Source organism: Pseudarthrobacter sp. LT1, from assembly GCF_035621795.1.
In the GTDB taxonomy this organism is placed as follows: domain Bacteria; phylum Actinomycetota; class Actinomycetes; order Actinomycetales; family Micrococcaceae; genus Arthrobacter.
The window spans coordinates 2,735,507-2,752,180 of sequence record NZ_CP141830.1 but is presented as its reverse complement, the minus strand read 5'-3'; the positions used below and the strand labels follow the sequence as shown (position 1 = coordinate 2,752,180).

Annotated in this window: 16 protein-coding genes; 10 read left to right on the top strand and 6 right to left on the bottom strand. The window is 66.6% G+C overall.

The window, feature by feature from the left end:
* The first annotated feature begins 227 nt into the window (after positions 1 to 227).
* From rplS to VIK36_RS12920, 10 genes are all read left to right on the top strand, one after another.
* On the top strand, positions 228 to 587 hold the full coding sequence (gene rplS / locus VIK36_RS12965; protein WP_255172498.1) for a 50S ribosomal protein L19: 360 nt from the start codon (positions 228 to 230) through the stop codon (positions 585 to 587).
* Between the two features lie 84 nt (positions 588 to 671).
* A complete protein-coding gene (gene lepB / locus VIK36_RS12960) occupies positions 672 to 1,349 on the top strand; it encodes a signal peptidase I (protein WP_255172497.1) in 678 nt (225 codons plus the stop codon).
* The gene (lepB, locus tag VIK36_RS12955; protein ID WP_255172496.1) at positions 1,350 to 2,177 is read left to right on the top strand and encodes a signal peptidase I; all 828 of its coding nucleotides are present in this window, start codon (positions 1,350 to 1,352) and stop codon (positions 2,175 to 2,177) included.
* 2 nt (positions 2,178 to 2,179) lie between these two features.
* The gene (locus VIK36_RS12950) at positions 2,180 to 2,965 is read left to right on the top strand and encodes a ribonuclease HII (protein ID WP_255172495.1); all 786 of its coding nucleotides are present in this window, start codon (positions 2,180 to 2,182) and stop codon (positions 2,963 to 2,965) included.
* A 49-nt stretch (positions 2,966 to 3,014) separates the two neighbouring features.
* Positions 3,015 to 3,341 (top strand): DUF2469 domain-containing protein, encoded by a 327-nt coding sequence (locus tag VIK36_RS12945; protein WP_056335405.1) that lies wholly within the window; start codon positions 3,015 to 3,017, stop codon positions 3,339 to 3,341.
* 108 nt (positions 3,342 to 3,449) lie between these two features.
* Complete coding sequence (locus tag VIK36_RS12940; protein ID WP_324642205.1) at positions 3,450 to 3,806, top strand: YraN family protein; 357 nt, start codon at positions 3,450 to 3,452, stop codon at positions 3,804 to 3,806.
* Positions 3,806 to 5,350: a YifB family Mg chelatase-like AAA ATPase gene (locus tag VIK36_RS12935; RefSeq protein WP_324645275.1), complete on the top strand. Its 1,545-nt coding sequence runs from the start codon at positions 3,806 to 3,808 to the stop codon at positions 5,348 to 5,350. Before VIK36_RS12940 ends, VIK36_RS12935 begins: the two co-directional genes overlap by 1 nt.
* A gap of 74 nt (positions 5,351 to 5,424) precedes the next feature.
* Entirely contained in the window at positions 5,425 to 6,603 is a 1,179-nt protein-coding gene (dprA, locus tag VIK36_RS12930) for a DNA-processing protein DprA (protein WP_324645274.1), read from the top strand.
* Positions 6,604 to 6,649: 46 nt separating this feature from the next.
* Positions 6,650 to 7,576 carry a tyrosine recombinase XerC gene (locus tag VIK36_RS12925; RefSeq protein ID WP_255172493.1) on the top strand — a complete coding sequence of 309 codons (927 nt, stop codon included), beginning with the start codon at positions 6,650 to 6,652 and terminating at the stop codon, positions 7,574 to 7,576.
* A gap of 240 nt (positions 7,577 to 7,816) precedes the next feature.
* Entirely contained in the window at positions 7,817 to 8,320 is a 504-nt protein-coding gene (locus VIK36_RS12920) for a DUF3145 domain-containing protein (RefSeq protein WP_255172492.1), read from the top strand.
* Positions 8,321 to 8,438: 118 nt separating this feature from the next.
* Here the strand turns inward: VIK36_RS12920 and fabF are convergent, their stop codons facing one another.
* The 6 genes from fabF to aceE all read right to left on the bottom strand — a co-directional run bounded on the left by fabF (position 8,439) and on the right by aceE (position 16,421).
* Positions 8,439 to 9,674: a beta-ketoacyl-ACP synthase II gene (gene fabF, locus VIK36_RS12915; RefSeq protein ID WP_324642204.1), complete on the bottom strand. Its 1,236-nt coding sequence runs from the start codon at positions 9,672 to 9,674 to the stop codon at positions 8,439 to 8,441.
* 173 nt (positions 9,675 to 9,847) lie between these two features.
* Positions 9,848 to 10,093 carry an acyl carrier protein gene (locus VIK36_RS12910; RefSeq protein WP_009359314.1) on the bottom strand — a complete coding sequence of 82 codons (246 nt, stop codon included), beginning with the start codon at positions 10,091 to 10,093 and terminating at the stop codon, positions 9,848 to 9,850.
* Positions 10,094 to 10,170: 77 nt separating this feature from the next.
* The gene (locus VIK36_RS12905; RefSeq protein WP_324642201.1) at positions 10,171 to 11,232 is read right to left on the bottom strand and encodes a beta-ketoacyl-ACP synthase III; all 1,062 of its coding nucleotides are present in this window, start codon (positions 11,230 to 11,232) and stop codon (positions 10,171 to 10,173) included.
* The gene (locus VIK36_RS12900; protein WP_324642200.1) at positions 11,229 to 12,158 is read right to left on the bottom strand and encodes an ACP S-malonyltransferase; all 930 of its coding nucleotides are present in this window, start codon (positions 12,156 to 12,158) and stop codon (positions 11,229 to 11,231) included. Before VIK36_RS12900 ends, VIK36_RS12905 begins: the two co-directional genes overlap by 4 nt.
* Positions 12,159 to 12,246: 88 nt before the next feature.
* A complete protein-coding gene (locus tag VIK36_RS12895) occupies positions 12,247 to 13,491 on the bottom strand; it encodes a PucR family transcriptional regulator (RefSeq protein ID WP_255172488.1) in 1,245 nt (414 codons plus the stop codon).
* A gap of 188 nt (positions 13,492 to 13,679) precedes the next feature.
* Positions 13,680 to 16,421, bottom strand: a complete 2,742-nt coding sequence (gene aceE, locus VIK36_RS12890) for a pyruvate dehydrogenase (acetyl-transferring), homodimeric type (protein WP_324642199.1) — start codon at positions 16,419 to 16,421, stop codon at positions 13,680 to 13,682.
* Positions 16,422 to 16,674 lie beyond the last annotated feature (253 nt).

The following is a 16,674-nucleotide window of genomic DNA, read 5'->3' as shown; positions in this document are numbered from 1 at the left end:
CGGAATTGGCGTAACCCTGCCGTTGTGGCAAAATTAACCCTTGTGTCTGCTGGGTCCGCACCTGCCACAGGGGGTTGCGCGGCCAACAGCCGGACAACCGGCCCCATCAACCCTTGAAGCGGCCGGGACTTTACTTCGGCGGAGAGACCCGGCCTGCATTCCAGCAGCCCGACTTGCCTGCCGTGACCCAAAGTGAATGACCTGTGGCGTTCACCAGGAGTGCAATCATGCATATTCTCGATTCCGTCGATGCAGCCTCGCTGCGCAACGATGTTCCCGACTTCCGCGCGGGTGACACCCTCAAGGTGCACGTGAACATCATCGAAGGCAAGAACACCCGTGTCCAGGTCTTCCAGGGCTTCGTCCTGGGCCGCCAGGGCGACGGCGTGCGCGAAACCTTCACCGTCCGCAAGGTTTCCTTCGGTGTCGGCGTGGAGCGTACCTTCCCGGTGCACTCCCCGATCATCGAAAAGATCGAAGTTGTCACCAAGGGTGACGTCCGCCGCGCCAAGCTGTACTACATGCGTGCACTGCGTGGCAAGGCCGCCAAGATCAAGGAAAAGCGCGACTTCAGCTCCGCCAAGTAAGTCCTTACCGGACTTACCGCCAGGCAGGAGCGCGGCCGTACCCGGCAAGCGCCGGAGCAATGCACCAGCGCCAGGATACGGACCATGCACCAGACAAAACGCCAGCCCCGCAAAACGGGCTGGCGTTTTGTTTTTCTGGCGCTGCTCCTTGCCGTTGCCATCAGCGGGTTGGTGAGGTCCCTGTGGCTCGATGTGTACTTCATACCGTCCGAGTCCATGGAGCCGCTCCTGGAAGGCGGGGACCGGATCCTGGTCTCACGCACCGGCTTCCAGTCCGAGCCCATCCGGCATGGGGACGTTGTGGTCTTCGACGGTCGTGGCAGCTTTGCACCCCTGAACAGTGGCAAGGGCCCACTGGTGGACGCCGCAGCCTCGGCGATGCAATGGCTCGGGCTGACCGGCAGCGACACCACCTACGTCAAGCGGGTGATCGGCCTCCCCGGTGACACCGTGGTCTGCTGCGACGCCGGCGGGAAGGTCACTGTCAACGGGGCTGCGCTGGATGAGCCCTACATCTTCCCGGGGGATGCGCCGAGTACGCAGAAGTTCAACACGGTGGTTCCCGAGGGCAGGCTGTGGCTGATGGGGGACCATCGTTCGGTGTCCGCCGATTCACGGAGCCTGCTCGGCGCCCCCGGCGGCGGACTCGTCCCCCTGGACCGGGTCATCGGACGGCCGGTCCAGATCCTCTGGCCGCTTGATAGATTTGCCCCAGTAGCACGGCCGCCCGTACCGGGGCCGACAACACAGAACGGACGGTAAATGCCCGAGAACCACGCGCGGAAACCTGAGCCCCGCCATGACGGCGCTTCAGAGGTACCGGCCGTTCCAGTTTCCTCCACGCCCGCTGAGGGTCCGGAGGCGTCAGAACCCGTCCACAGGCGGAACCGGCAGGGGTCCAAAGCTGCCGGGAAGTCCGCCGGCAATCCCTTGCTGGGATGGCTGAAGGAAATTGCCACCGTGGTGGTCATCGCGGTGGTGTTGTCCTTCCTCATTAAGACCTTCCTGTTCCGGGCCTTCTTCATCCCCTCCGAGTCCATGGTGAACACCCTGGACGTGGATGACCGGATCTTCGTCAACCTCCTGGTCCCCGAGCCCTTTGCCCTGAGCCGGGGGGACGTTGTGGTGTTCCGTGACACCAAGGGCTGGCTCGGTCCCGCCCCGGCCAAGGCACAGGGCCCCTTCACCTGGGTCCAGGACGGCCTGACGTTCGTAGGCCTCCTGCCGGACAATTCAGAGCAGCACCTGGTCAAGCGGGTCATCGGACTGCCGGGCGACCACGTGGTCTGCTGTGACGCGGGCGGTAAACTGACCATTAACGGGACCGCCGTCGACGAGACCTACATCAATCCCGCCGAAGTCCCGCAGGTCCGCAACTTTGACGTCACCGTCCCGGAGGGCAAGGTGTGGGTGATGGGTGATAACCGGAACCACTCCGCGGATTCCCGCGCGCACATGGAGACCGACGGTGGGTTCGTCGACCTCAAGGATCTCGAGGGCAAGGCTGCAATCATCGCCTGGCCACTGAACAGGATCAAGACGCTGGACAACTACCCGGACGTCTTCAAGAACGTCCCGGCGGCCCGCTGACCATGTCTTCCGCAGTACAGGCCTCCCCGGCCCCCGCGGCCCGTCCCGCCACCAAGCCCACGCCCCGCGGAGCCAAGGCGCCAACGTTGCGGCACGAGCGAACCTTCAAGGCCCAGGGGATACGGTTCCTGGCGGGAGTTGACGAGGTTGGCCGCGGTGCCCTCGCGGGCCCTGTCAGCGTGGGAATCGCCGTCGTGGACCTGGAGCGCCAAAAACCGCTTGCAGGCGTGCGGGACAGCAAACTCCTGAGCCCGGCTGAACGGGAACGGCTGGATCCGCTGGTGCGGCGCTGGAGCGTCGCATCCGCGGTGGGGCACGCCACCGCCGGCGAGATCGATGCGCTCGGCATCATCGCGGCCCTGCGGCTGGCCGGAACCCGGGCCTGGGGGAGCATCCTCGGCGCAGGCATTGTCCCGGAAGCGGTCCTGCTGGATGGAAGCCACAACTGGCTTTCCCCGGCGGAGCAGCTGTCCCTGTTCGACCAGCCCGTGCTGGAGACCACGTGCGAGGCCCCGGTCCACACCAAGGTAAAGGCCGACATGCAGTGCCTGAGCGTGGCCGCCGCAAGCGTCATCGCCAAGGTGGAGCGGGACCGGATGATGCGCGAACTGCACACCGAGTATCCCGACTACGGCTGGGACATCAACAAGGGTTATGCCACGGCAGCCCATCGGAACGTGCTTCGCGCAGCGGGACCCACCCCCTACCACCGGGTCAGCTGGCGGCTGCTCGGTGGGGAACTGCAGGGGGCGGAGGTCCCCGACGGGGATGGGCCGTACGAAGACTGACTCCTGCCGCCCGGCGCCAGCCGTGCCGGACATGGTGCAAGATGGAAGCATGAGTGCTGAGGATCTTGAGAACTATGAAACCGACATGGAGCTTCAGCTCTATCGTGAATACCGCGACGTCGTCGGCCTGTTCAGCTACGTTGTCGAGACCGAGCGGCGCTTCTACCTGGCCAACCACGTGGACCTCCAGGCCCGCAGCGCTGACGGCGAGGTCTACTTCGACCTGACGCTTCAGGATGCCTGGGTCTGGGACGTCTACCGTTCCGCCCGGTTCGTCAAGAGCGTCAGGGTCCTGACCTTCAAGGACGTCAACGTCGAGGAGCTGCCCCGCAACGAGGAGCTGGCGTTGCCCAAGGACGTGGACCTGGGGAACTAGAAACCCCGGAATTCACCACTTTCCCTCCACACCGGCCCCTGTCCACATAGGACAGGGGCCTTCTATTCTCCGCGCGTATCCGCCGCCAGGCTGGTTGCGGAGGTAGAAATGAAATCGAAAGACCTGTTGGGCAGGCACGGCGAAGACCTCGCCGTGGGCTACCTTGAATCGCTGGGCATGCTGGTGGTGGAGCGCAACTGGAGGTGCGCCGAGGGCGAGATCGACATCGTTGCCCTGGACGGTGATGCACTGGTCATCGCTGAAGTCAAAACCCGCCGCTCCCTGGATTACGGCCACCCGTTTGAGGCGGTGGGCCCGGAAAAACTGGCCCGGCTGCACCGGCTTGGCGCTGTCTGGTGCCGCGACCGCGAGCTGCGGATGCCGCTGCGGCGTGTGGACGTTATCGCAGTCTTGGACGACGGCGGCGGGGAACCCCTGGTGGAACACCTCAAGGGGGTTGGGTGATGGCGCTGGGCCGGACTTATTCCGTCGCCCTCGTGGGGCTCAATGGCTACATGGTTGAGGTCGAGGCGGACATCGGCCAGACGCTGCCGGCTTTCGTCCTCCTGGGATTGCCGGATGCCTCCCTCAACGAGGCCAAGGAGCGGATCCGCTCAGCCGCAAAGAACTCCGGGATCCCGCTCAGCCGCCGGAAGATCACCGCCAACCTCATTCCCGCGTCGCTTCCCAAGCGCGGTTCCGGCTTCGACCTCGCCGTCACCATGGCCGTACTCCGGGCGGCGAACGACATCAAGCCCACGGGGCGCACGGTCTTCATCGCGGAGCTGGGGCTTGACGGCAGGCTCCGGCCCGTGCGCGGAATCCTGCCGGCCGTCATGGCGTCGGTGCAGGCCGGCTATCCCGAGGTCGTGGTGGCCCAGGCCAATCTCGCCGAGGCCTCCCTCGTCCCGGGCGCCGTGGTGCACGGATACCGCACGCTTGCCCGGCTTGCCCTCGACTTCGGGGCAGATCCGCAGGAACTCGCCCTGGATTTCGAACCCGATGACGCGGATGAGGCCGGCGACGGGCCCTCTCTACCCGCCGCGTGTCCCGACATGGCAGATGTCTCCGGCCAAAGTGACGCCCGCAAGGCCCTGGAGGTGGCCGCCGCGGGTGCCCACCATCTGCTGCTCACCGGGCCGCCGGGCGCCGGCAAGACGATGCTGGCGGAGCGGCTGCCCGGTCTTTTGCCCGACCTTGGCGACCATGAGTCCATGGAGGTCACGGCTATCCATTCGCTGTGCGGCCTCCCGTCGTCCACCGTACAGCTCCTGCGCCGGCCGCCCTTCGAGAACCCGCACCACTCCGCTACCGCCGCAGCCATCATCGGCGGCGGATCGGGCCTGCCCAGGCCCGGAGCGGCATCCCGGGCACACCGGGGCGTGCTCTTCCTGGACGAGGCGCCGGAATACGAACGGCGCGTCCTGGACGCGCTGCGGCAACCCCTGGAGAGCGGGGAACTGGTGATTCACCGATCCGCCGGGACAGCGGCGTACCCGGCGCGGTTTCAGCTGGTGCTCGCGGCCAATCCCTGCCCATGCGGCAAGGCCTCCGGCAAAGGACTGGACTGCACCTGCACTCCCGTGATGCGCCGCCGCTACCTTGCCAGGATGTCCGGGCCCCTGCTGGACCGGGTGGACATCCAGCTCCAGGTGGAGCGGGTTTCCCTGGTTGACTTCGGCCAGGCAGGGGCCGAAGAGGACACCGCGTCCGTGGCGGGCCGGGTACGGGAGGCCCGGGGCCGGCAGGCCGAACGCCTTCAGCGCTTTGGCCTCGAGACGAACTCGCAGGTGCCCGGACGGATCCTGCGCGGGGACCTGCGGCTCGCTCCCGCAGCAACCCGGATCCTGGACCAGTCGCTGGAGCGCGGAGTCCTGACTGCCCGCGGGTATGACCGTGTCCTTCGGCTCGCCTGGACCCTGGCGGACCTGGGGCGCCGCCACGCGCCTGACACCAACGACATCGGGCAGGCACTGGGCCTCCGGCAGGCTGCGGCGGCCGCAGCATGACAGCCGGCCAGGAACGGAACGGACTAATGGAACTGCGGGTGGAAAAGGAACGGGCAGTGGAAAAGACGCGGGGCATGGAAACGGAACGGCTGGCACGGGCCGCCCTCTCACGGCTGATGGAACCGCAGGATGCGGCGGGCCTTGCCCTGGTGCAGCTCGCAGGGGCGACGGACGCACTGCGGATCGCGACCGGCCAGATGGCGGCCGGCCCCGGCCTGGAGGGCGACATCACCGCACTCCTGGCAGACAGCGGAGCGGGCGGCAGCTGGGCGGGACTGGCAGCAGCGTTGAAGCGTTGGCAGCCACGGCTCCCCGACCTCGCCCCCGAACGCGACCTGGCCACCATGGCCAGGCTGGGCGGACGCGTCATCATCCCCGGCGACGAGCTGTGGCCTGCCCAGCTTGCGGACTTGGGAATCCAGGAACCCATCTGCCTCTGGTGGCGCGGACAGGAGCAGCCGCTGCCTGCACTGGTGAAGTCCATCGCCCTCGTGGGGTCCCGGGACAGCACCAGCTATGGGGCGGCGGTCACCGGAGACCTCGCGTACTCCTTGGCGCAACGCGGCTATACGATTGTTTCGGGCGGCGCCTACGGAATTGACGCCCATGCGCACCGGGCTGCCCTTGCCGGCGGATCCGCAGCCGTGCCTACCATCGCCGTCATGGCCGGGGGAGTGGACCGGTTCTATCCGTCCGGCAATGAGGACCTGCTGCGTGCCGTCGCCAACCAGGGCGCAGTCCTGGCAGAGGTACCGCCGGGTTCCGCCCCGACCCGCTACCGCTTCCTGCAACGGAACCGGCTGATAGCTGCCCTGTCGGCGGTGACAGTCGTGGTGGAAGCGCGCTGGCGCTCGGGCGCCCTCAACACGGCCCACCACGCTGAGACCCTGGGCCGTGCCGTTGGCGCCGTTCCCGGATCGGTCCACAGCGCCAACTCCGCCGGCTGCCACCGTCTACTGCGGGACGGAGGGGCGGTCTGCGTCACCGATGCGGCGGAGGTTGCCGAACTTGCCTCGCCCAGCGGAACTGCACTGCCCGGGCAACGGACCACGGAAGCGGCAGTCCAGGACGGCCTGACCCTGGAGGACCTGATCCTGCTGGACGCACTGCCGCTTCGCTCCACCACATCCGTGGAAAAGCTCTCCGCCGTGGCCGGCCTGGGACAGGACTCGGTGCGGGCCGGACTTGGCAGGCTGGGGCTGCTCGGGCTGGCCGTGTCGGAGCGGGGAGGCTGGAAACGCGGCAAAGGCTAGCCGTGTCCGCACATGGTGTTGGGCACGCAACTGGGAAAGTAGAGGAGTGGAACATGAAGAACTGCCCGGGGCACTCGGCAAGGCACTGGATGCGTTCGCCGGTTACCTGTCGGGGGAGCGTGCGGTGTCAGACCACACCAGGCGCGCCTACCTGGGCGACCTGCACAGCCTCCTGGTCCATGCGGCATCGGAAGGCGTGGCAGAACTGAAGGACCTTGAACTGGGAACCTTCCGCCGGTGGCTCGGAAGCCAAAGCTCCGCCGGCGCCTCGCGGGCAACCATAGCCCGCCGGTCCGCCACCGCGCGGGTCTTTACAGCCTGGGCGCTCCGGGAGGAGCTCATCGACACAGATCCCGCCCTTCGCCTGAAGGCACCCAAACGCGAAGGATCCCTGCCGGGGGTGCTTCAGGCGCCGCAGCTCACGCGCCTGCTGGAGGGTTTGGAGGCCTCCGCCACGGACGGTGAGCCACTCGCCGTCCGAAACCGCGCCTTGGTGGAACTCCTGTACGCCACGGGCATCCGGGTGGGCGAACTGGCCGGGCTCGACGTCGACGATCTCGACCCTGACCGGCGCACGCTGCGCGTGATCGGCAAGGGCAACAAGGAACGCACAGTTCCCTTCGGCGTTCCCGCGGCCGTGGCGGTCGACGACTGGCTTCGGCGGGGGCGTCCGGCACTGGCGAAGGACAACAGCGGGCCTGCCCTTTTTCTTGGAGCCCGCGGCGGGCGCATCGATCAACGGCAGGTCCGTGCCCTGGTCAACACGCTGTTCGCGGCACTGGGCGATACCTCGGCGTCCGGGCCCCACGCGCTGCGGCACTCGGCCGCCACGCATCTGCTTGACGGCGGCGCTGACCTGCGTGCGGTGCAGGAGATCCTGGGCCACAGCAGCCTGGCGACCACCCAGATCTACACCCACGTCTCGGTTGACCGCCTTCGGAAGAGCTATCAACAAGCCCATCCCAGGGCCTGACCGGTGTGGCTAATCGCACTGGCGTAATTCTGCGGGGTACGGCACAATAAGAGTCACGTCCGGCAACTTTCAAGTGTCGCTTGAAGCTCCCTGAGCTTTGTGCGGTGCGGCAAGTCCGGACTCAGCTTTACGTGATACATCTGAATACGCGCAGGGAACCACCGCCGCACAGCAGGGCACGGCAGTTCCATCCAGGCAGAGGTCGTTGGGGAAGACGTACCTAGAGCTATGGAGGATGGAATGTCTGTTGCAATGACCCGCGGTGTGCTGTTCGTTCACTCGGCCCCTACGGCGCTGTGCCCCCACGTTGAGTGGGCGGTCGGCGCTGTGGTGGACAAGCGGACGGACCTCGAGTGGACCCCGCAGCCTGCCGCGCCCGGCATGTTCCGGGCCGAGTTGTCCTGGGCCGGTACCCCCGGCACGGGAGCCAAACTGGCGTCCTGCCTCCGTGGCTGGGCGCATCTTCGTTACGAGGTGACGGAGGAGCCCAGCCAGGGCGTGGACGGCGGCCGCTGGTCGCACACCCCCGAACTGGGAATTTTCCATGCCGTGACGGACGTCCACGGCAACATCATGGTGTCCGAGGACCGGATCCGTTACGCCTACGAGTCCGGCGCCGGTGACCCGGCCGCCGTGTACCACGAACTCTCGCTCGCCCTCGGGGAAGCCTGGGACGAGGAACTCGAACCGTTCCGCCACGCTGCCGAAGGCGCCCCGGTGCGCTGGCTCCACCAGGTGGGCTGACCGCCGTCGTCCGTCCCCTCGGTGACCTGGGTACTGCAACACTTCCATAGCAAAAAGGGAGGCCCCGCCAGTTGGCGGGGCCTCCCTTGCGCTTCCGGGGGCGCTTCCCCGGCAAGGCCTAGACGCTGCGGATCGCCACGACGGCGTTGTGGCCGCCGAACCCAAACGAGTTGCTCAGCGCCACGATGTTGCCGGCAGGCAGGTCGCGGGCGGAGGTGACAACGTCGAGCGGGATCTCCGGATCCTGGTTCTCAAGGTTGATGGTGACCGGTGCCTTGCGCTCATGGACGGCCAGCACGGTGAGGACAGCCTCCACCGCGCCCGACGCGCCCAGGAGGTGGCCCATCTGCGACTTGGTGGCCGATACGGCCACGTTGTCCACGTGGTTGCCCAAGGCAGCACGCAGGGCCGTGTACTCCGGCTTGTCGCCAACAGGAGTGGAGGTTGCATGGGCGTTGACGTGAACCACGTCTTCAGGCTGGATCCGGCCATCAAACATGGCAGCCTTCAGCGCGCGGGTGGCGCCGAGACCCTCCGGGTCCGGGGCCGTGATGTGGTAAGCGTCGGCGGTGACGGACGTGCCGGCAAGTTCGCCGTAGATGCGGGCGCCGCGCGCCAGGGCGTGTTCCTCGGCTTCGAGGACAAGGGCGCCGGCACCTTCGCCCATGACGAAGCCGTCACGAGCGGTGTCGTACGGGCGGGAGGCGCGCTGGGGATCGTCGTTCCGGCGGGACAGTGCCTGCATGGAGGCGAATGCCGCCAGCGGCATGGGGTGGATGGCGGCCTCGGCCCCACCGCACATCACCACGTCCGCCTTGCCGGAGCGGATGAGTTCCAGGCCCAGGTGCATGGCTTCCGTACCGGAGGCGCAGGCGGAGACGGGGGTGTGGGCACCGGCGCGGGCGCCGAGGTCCAGGCTGACGGCTGCGGCAACGCCGTTGGGCATCAGCATGGGGACCGTCATGGGCAGGACCCGGCGGGGGCCCTTTTCCTTCAGGGTGTCCCAGGCGTCCAGCAGGGTCCACACGCCACCAATACCAGTGGCAAAGGCCACTGCCAGCCGGTCCTGGTCGAATTCCGTGATGCCGGAATCGGCCCAGGCTTCCCGGGCAGCGATAACGCCGAACTGGGTGGAGGGGTCCATCCTCTTGGCCTCAACGCGGCTGAGCACGTCCAGCGCCGGGGTGCTGCAGCGGGCAGCGAAGTGGACGGGGAGCTCGTACTTGGCTACCCAGTCGTCCTCGAGGGTGCGGGCACCGGAGACCCCTTTAAGGGCGTTGTTCCACATCGTGGATACATCGCCGCCGATGGGCGTGGTGGCACCCAGACCGGTAATGACTACTTTGCGTGTCATGGGATCACTCTTTCGTCGGTGGGGAGTCCGTCTGCGCCTGTCGCAGGGTCCCGCACATGTTGATGATCGGCCAGTCCCGGTCGGGGTTCTGCCCGGATAAATGCGGCGGGCTGCCGGTCCGGTCAGTCCGGACCGGCAGCCCTGCCAAGCCGTGAGACGGCGGAAGCCTGTTATTAGGCCTGTGCTCCGGCGATGAAGCTGACGGCGTCGCCAACGGTCTTGAGGTTCTTGACCTCTTCGTCGGGGATGCGCACGCCGAACTTCTCTTCAGCGTTGACCACGATGGTCATCATGGAGATGGAGTCGATGTCCAGGTCCTCGGTGAAGGACTTGTCCAGCTCGACGGCCTCCGGGGCCAGACCGGTTTCTTCGTTGACGATTTCAGCCAAGCCGGCCAGGATCTCTTCGTTGCTAGCCATTGGTGGCTCCTTTTCTTGTATTGCCGGCAGGGGCTGCCGGAAACGGTCCGGGCCGCGGTTGCGACCCTTGGGCGTATCTAGGGAAGGACAACTACCTGTGCGCCGAAGACCAGTCCGGCACCGAAACCGATCTGCAGGGCCAGCCCGCCGCTCAGTCCGGGGTTCTCCTGCAGGAGCCGGTGGGTTGCGAGCGGGATGGAGGCAGCGGACGTGTTGCCGGCCTCGGCAATGTCCCGTGCCACTGTAACCGTCTCGGGCAGCTTCAGCTTCTTCACCATCTCGTCGATGATGCGCATGTTGGCCTGGTGGGGGATGAAGGCCACCAGGTCTTCCGCCTGGATCCCGGCGGCATCGAGTGCCTGCTGGGCCACCTTGGCCATCTCCCATACGGCCCAGCGGAACACTGTCTGGCCGTCCTGGCGAAGGGTGGGGTACAGCTCCTGGGCTTCTTCCAGCAGTGCGAGATCGCCCGTGGAGTCCGACTGGCGGGCAGCCAGGCCGAGGTCGCGGACGTCAAGCATGGAGCGGGTCATGCCGATGGCGTCCCACCTGCTGCCGTCCGAGCCCCATACGGACGGGGCAATGCCCGGCGTGTCGGAGGGGCCTATGATGACGGCGCCCGCGCCATCACCGAGGAGGAAGGAGATGGTGCGTTCCCGGTTGTCGATGACGTCGGACAGCTTCTCCGCGCCGACCACGAGGACGTACTTCGCGGTGCCGGACCGGACCAGCGCGTCGGCCTGGGCAATGCCGTAGCAGTAACCCGCGCACGCAGCGGAGATATCGAACGCAGGCGCCGGAGTGGCTCCGATGCGGTCGGCCAGGCTGGCCGCGGCGGAGGGAGTGGCGTACGGGTGGGTCACGGTGGACACGATCACTGCACCGAGTTCCGAGGCTTCAATGCCTGCCTTCGCCATGGCTTCACGGGCAGCGCCTTCGGCCATATCGATCACGCTGACGTCGGCTGCGGCGCGGTGGCGGGTCACGATGCCGGTGCGCTGGCGGATCCATTCGTCGGAGGAGTCGATCCACTGGCAAACGTCTTCGTTGGTGACGATGACGTCCGGCCGGTAGGCGCCGAGGCCGAGGATGCGGGTGTGCTCCTGGATGGGAGCCTGTTTCAGCGTGGGAACGCTCATGCGTTGCCCTCCAGTTCTGCGAAGAGCGCCAGTGCGGCGGACAGGTCATCGGGGGTTTTGACGGCAACGGTCTTGACGCCGGGCATGCCGCGCTTGGCCAGGCCCGCCAGCGTGCCCGCAGGAGCGAGTTCGATCACGCCGGTAACGCCCCGCTTCACCATGGTTTCCATGCACAGGTCCCAGCGGACGGGGCGGGAAACCTGGGCGATCAGGCTTGCGACGGCGGCACCACCGTCGGTGACTTCGCCGCCGTCGTAATTCGACAGGAGGGGCACCTTGGGGGCAACCGGGTTCAAAGTGGGTTCCAGCGCCTTGAGCGCATCGACGGCGGGCGACATGTGGCTGGTGTGGAACGCACCGGCCACCTTGAGCGGGATGACGCGGGCCTTGGCCGGCGGGTTGTCGGCAAGGGCCTTCAGCTGCTCAAAGGTTCCTGCCGCCACTGTCTGGCCGGCACCGTTGACGTTTGCGGGGGCAGCGCCGGCGGCTTCAATGGCGGCCAGCACCTCGGCGGGGTCACCGCCGACGACGGCGCTCATGCCGGTGGGGGTGACGGCTGCCGCGGCGGCCATGCTGTTGGCCCGCTCACGGACGAACGTCATGGCTTCCTTTTCGGTCAGCACCCCGGCCAGGGCTGCTGCGGTGATCTCACCTACGGAATGCCCGGCGAGGATCACCGGAAGGGAGTTGAGTTCCACGTCGAAGAGGGAGGCCGCGGCGACAAGCCCGGCAGCAACGATCAGGGGCTGCGCCACGGCAGTGTCCTTGATGGTTTCCTCATCGGAGGTGGTTCCGTGGGCTATCAGGTCGATGCCTGCGATGTCGCTCAGGGAGGCCAGCTGGCCTGCCACCGAGGGAAGTTCCAGCCAGGGGGCAAGAAAACCCGGGGTCTGTGAGCCCTGTCCAGGGCAGACTATTGCAAGCACGTAACCAGCTTTCCAAATTACTGTGTGATCCAGCGGTGTTTCTCCGCACCAAGCTCACGGGGTCAGGTTGTAGGAAGTCTACAATGCCTCAGGCCTGGTTACGGGACGTCTGGCGCTCCGTGGCGGCCTTCGGCGGCGCCGAAAGACGGCCGACCACCAGTGCGGCCTGCAGCACGAATGCCTCCCGCGGGAGCAGCGGGTCCCATCCCGTGACATCGCAGACCCGCTTCAACCGGTAGCGCACCGTGTTGGCATGGACGAAGAGTTCCCGGGCGGTGGCCTCCAGCGAGTGGCCCAGCTCCAAGTAGGTTCCCAGTGTCTCCACCAGCCCGTTGGAGGCGGCCAGGAGCGGCCGGTAGATGTTCTTAACGAGTGAGCGCCGGGCCGCGTCATCTCCGGAGATCACCCGCTCCGGCAGCAGGTCGTCCGCGGCCACCGGACGCGGCGCAGACGGCCACGCCCGGGCTGCCGTCAATCCGGCGAAGGCGGATTGGGCGGATCCGCTGGCCTCCAGCAGCGAACTGGCCTCGGGTCCATAGACCACGGGCCCGGGGGCGAACATGTCGCTCAGCTTCACATAGGCGGTTTCGCGGTCCTGCACCCCGCCGAGGATGAGGATCAGCCGGTCGCCCTGGATGCCCACCAGCGCGTCCTCGGCATAACGGCCGGCCATCCGACGCAGTTCACTGACATAGCTGGCGCTGGGTTCAGACGGGGAATTGCCCACCATGACCGTGAAGCGCTCCTGCGCCTTCCAGCCCAGCGCGGCGATACGGGAGCGCAGGGCATCGGTGTTTTCGCCGCGCAGGATAGCGTCCACAATCAAAGCTTCCAGGCGGGTGTCCCAGGAGCCGCGGGACTCGGCGGCGCGGGCGTAGACGTCCGCGGCAGCGAATGCGACTTCCCGCGAATAGCGCAGCACAGCCTCCCGCAGGGACGGCTGGTCGGCCTCGGGCGCAATGACGGGAACCTGGTCCTCAACCACTTCCACCACGATCCTGATCAGCTGCAGCGCCTTTTGCAGGCTGATGGAACGCGTCAGTTCCGTAGGGGCCGTCCCAAAAACGTCGGTGAGGATCCATGAGGGAGAGCTTGGCCGCTCGTACCAGGTGACAAACGCCGCGATTCCGTTCTGCGCCACCATGCCGAGTGCGGAACGCTCATCAGCGCTGAGCCGGCTGTACCACGGCAGCGACTGCTCAAGCTTGCGCATGGTGGTCGTGGAGAGCTGGCCCACGTTGGCGCGGAGCTGCTTGAGGGTCTCGGATTTCTCCGGCGTGACCTTCGGCGGGGATGGTTTCCGCTTCGGGGACTGGCTGGCTGATGCTGGCATTCTTTGAGCATACGGCCACCGCCGGGCAAGCTCCATTTGTGCGAAGGCTACAACCCGCCTTGCGCTGCGTCACAGCGTCCGTCACCTGCCGGCGGGCGCCACCCGGGACAGAACGACGGCGGCCCTCACCTTGTGGGGTGAGGGCCGCCGTCGTGTATCGCTGCTGGTTCCGCTGTCCAGCCGGAAGGCTAGGCTTCGCCTCCGGCGTTGCCGGTGGTGCCGGCGTTGACGTTGAGCAGCTTGTACTTCTCAATCGCCTTCATCGGAGCGTCAACATCCACCTCGCCGCGGCGCGCCAGCATTTCAAGGGCACGGACCACGATGGAGTGGGTGTCGTTTTTGAAGTAGCGGCGGGCTGCTGCGCGGGTGTCGGAGAAGCCGAAGCCGTCGGCGCCGAGGGTGGCGTATTCGTTGGGGACGAATTGCCGGATCTGGTCCGGGACGGCTTTCATGTAGTCGGAGACGGCGACGATGGGGCCGGTGGCGCCTTCGAGTTGCTGGGTGACGAACGGGACGCGGGCGGGCTGGCCGGGGTTGAGGAAGGCTTCCTCTTCGGCGGCGAGGCCGTCGCGGCGCAGTTCGTTCCAGGAGGTCACGGACCAGACGTCGGCGGAGACGTTCCAGTCATCGGCCAGCACGCGCTGGGCCTCGATGGCCCAGGGCACGGAGACGCCGGAGGCAAGGATCTGGGTGCGGGGACCGTCGATCTTGGCCGGGGCGAGCAGGTAGATGCCCTTGATGACGCCTTCGACGTCGAGGTTCTCCGGTTCTGCGGGCTGGATGATGGGTTCGTTGTAGACGGTGAGGTAGTACATGACGTTCTTGTCCGTCGAATCCGCGCCGTACATCCGTTCCAGGCCGGAGCGGACGATGTGTCCGATTTCGTAGCCGTAGGCGGGGTCGTAGGTGAGGACGGCGGGGTTGGTGGAGGCGAGCAGGGGGGAGTGTCCGTCGGCGTGCTGGAGGCCTTCGCCGGTGAGGGTGGTTCGTCCTGCGGTGGCGCCGATGATGAAGCCGCGGGTCATCTGGTCGCCGGCGGCCCAGAAGGCGTCGCCGGTGCGCTGGAAGCCGAACATGGAGTAGAACACGTAGACCGGGACCAGGGGTACGCCGTGGGTGGCGTAGGAGGTTCCGGCGGCGGTGAAGGCTGCCACGGCGCCGGCTTCGTTGATGCCGGGGTGGATCAGTTGCCCGGCGGGGGATTCCTTGTAGGCCAGGACGAGGTCCCGGTCCACCGACAGATAGTTCTGCCCCTTGGGGTTGTAGATCTTGGCGGTGGGGAAGAAGGCGTCCATGCCGAAGGTGCGGGCTTCGTCCGGGATGATCGGGGCGATGTGCTTGCCGAAGTTCTTATCCCGCATCAGGTCCTTCAGGAGCCTGACGAACGCCATGGTGGTTGCGGCCATCTGCTTGCCTGAACCGCGCTTGGCCACTTCGTAGGACTTGTCCTCCGGCAGCACGATCTCGGCGTGGGTGTCGCGGCGCTCCGGGACGGATCCGCCCAGGGCGGCCCGGCGCTCCATCATGTACTTGATTTCCGGGGCGTCGTTACCGGGGTGGTAGTACGGCGGCCGGTAGGAGTCCTTCTCCAGCTGCTCGTCGGTGACCGGGATCCGCAGGTGGTCGCGGAACTTCTTCAGGTCATCGAGGGTGAGCTTCTTCATCTGGTGGGTCGCGTTGCGGCCCTCGAAGTGCGGGCCCAGGCCGTAGCCCTTGACGGTGTGGGCGAGGATGACGGTGGGTTTGCCTTTGAATTCGGTGGCGGCCTTGTAGGCGGCGTAGACCTTGCGGTAGTCGTGGCCGCCGCGTTTGAGGTTCCAGATCTGGTCATCGGTGAGGTCCGCGACGAGGTCCTTGGTCTGCGGGGTCTTGCCGAAGAAGTGTTCGCGGACGAACCCGCCGGACTCGGCCTTGTAGGTCTGGTAGTCGCCGTCGACGGTTTCGTTCATGATCTTCACCAGGGACCCGTCGGTGTCGCGGGTGAGCAGGTCATCCCACTCCCGGCCCCAGACGACCTTGATCACGTTCCAGCCCGCGCCGCGGAAGAACGCTTCGAGTTCCTGCATGATCTTGCCGTTGCCGCGCACCGGCCCGTCCAGGCGCTGGAGGTTGCAGTTGATCACGAAGTTCAGGTTGTCCAGGTTCTCGTTCGCTGCCAGCTGCAGCAGGCCCCGGGACTCGGGCTCGTCCATTTCACCGTCGCCCAGGAACGCCCAGACCTGCTGGTCCGAGGTGTCTTTCAGGCCCCGGTTGTGCAGGTAGCGGTTGTTCTGGGCCTGGTAGATCGCGTTCATCGGCCCGATGCCCATGGACACCGTGGGGAATTCCCAGAAGTGCGGCATCAGGCGCGGGTGCGGGTAGGAGGACAGGGCGTGGCCTTCGCGGGACTTTTCCTGCCGGAACCCGTCCAGGTCTTCCTCGGACAGGCGTCCTTCCATGAAGGCCCGGGCGTACATGCCGGGGGAGGCGTGGCCCTGGAAGAAGACCTGGTCTCCGCCGCCGGGGTGGTCCTTGCCGCGGAAGAAGTGGTTGAAGCCGACCTCGTACAGGGTCGCGGCCCCGGCGTAGGTGGAGATGTGCCCGCCGACCCCGATATCGGGCCGCTGCGCCCGGTGCACCATGACCGCGGCGTTCCACCGCATGTACGCCCGGTACCGGCGCTCGAACTCCTCGTTGCCCGGGAACGCAGCTTCCTGGTCCACCGGGATCGTGTTCACGTAATCGGTGGTGGTCACCATCGGCACCCCCACGCTCTGCGCGCCGGCGCGCTGCAGCAGGCTCCGCATGATGTATTGGGCACGCTCGGTGCCCTGTTCCCTGATCAACGCGTCCAGGGACTCAACCCACTCGGCAGTCTCTTCCGGATCACGATCAGGCAGCTGGTTAGTCAACCCGCTGAGGATATGGGAGGTATCTTCTCCTGCAGCCACGTCCAACCTCTCTTTGCGCGCATGAATCGGCGCACTCAGGCCAGGCAGGGTGACTGCCCGGCGTATATACGCCGTGTGCGACGTATCGGTTACAACAGCCCGGTCATGTGTGCCGGGCAGCTTCCTAGCGCTCCTATGTCTGCACGGAGTCACAAGGTCGTCGTCCGCAGGCATAGTTGTCATCAGCCACTCTAGCCTTCACGGCAACACGATGCGTAGCTGCGGTGCGGGTGCTCCAGTTGTATTTCGTTCG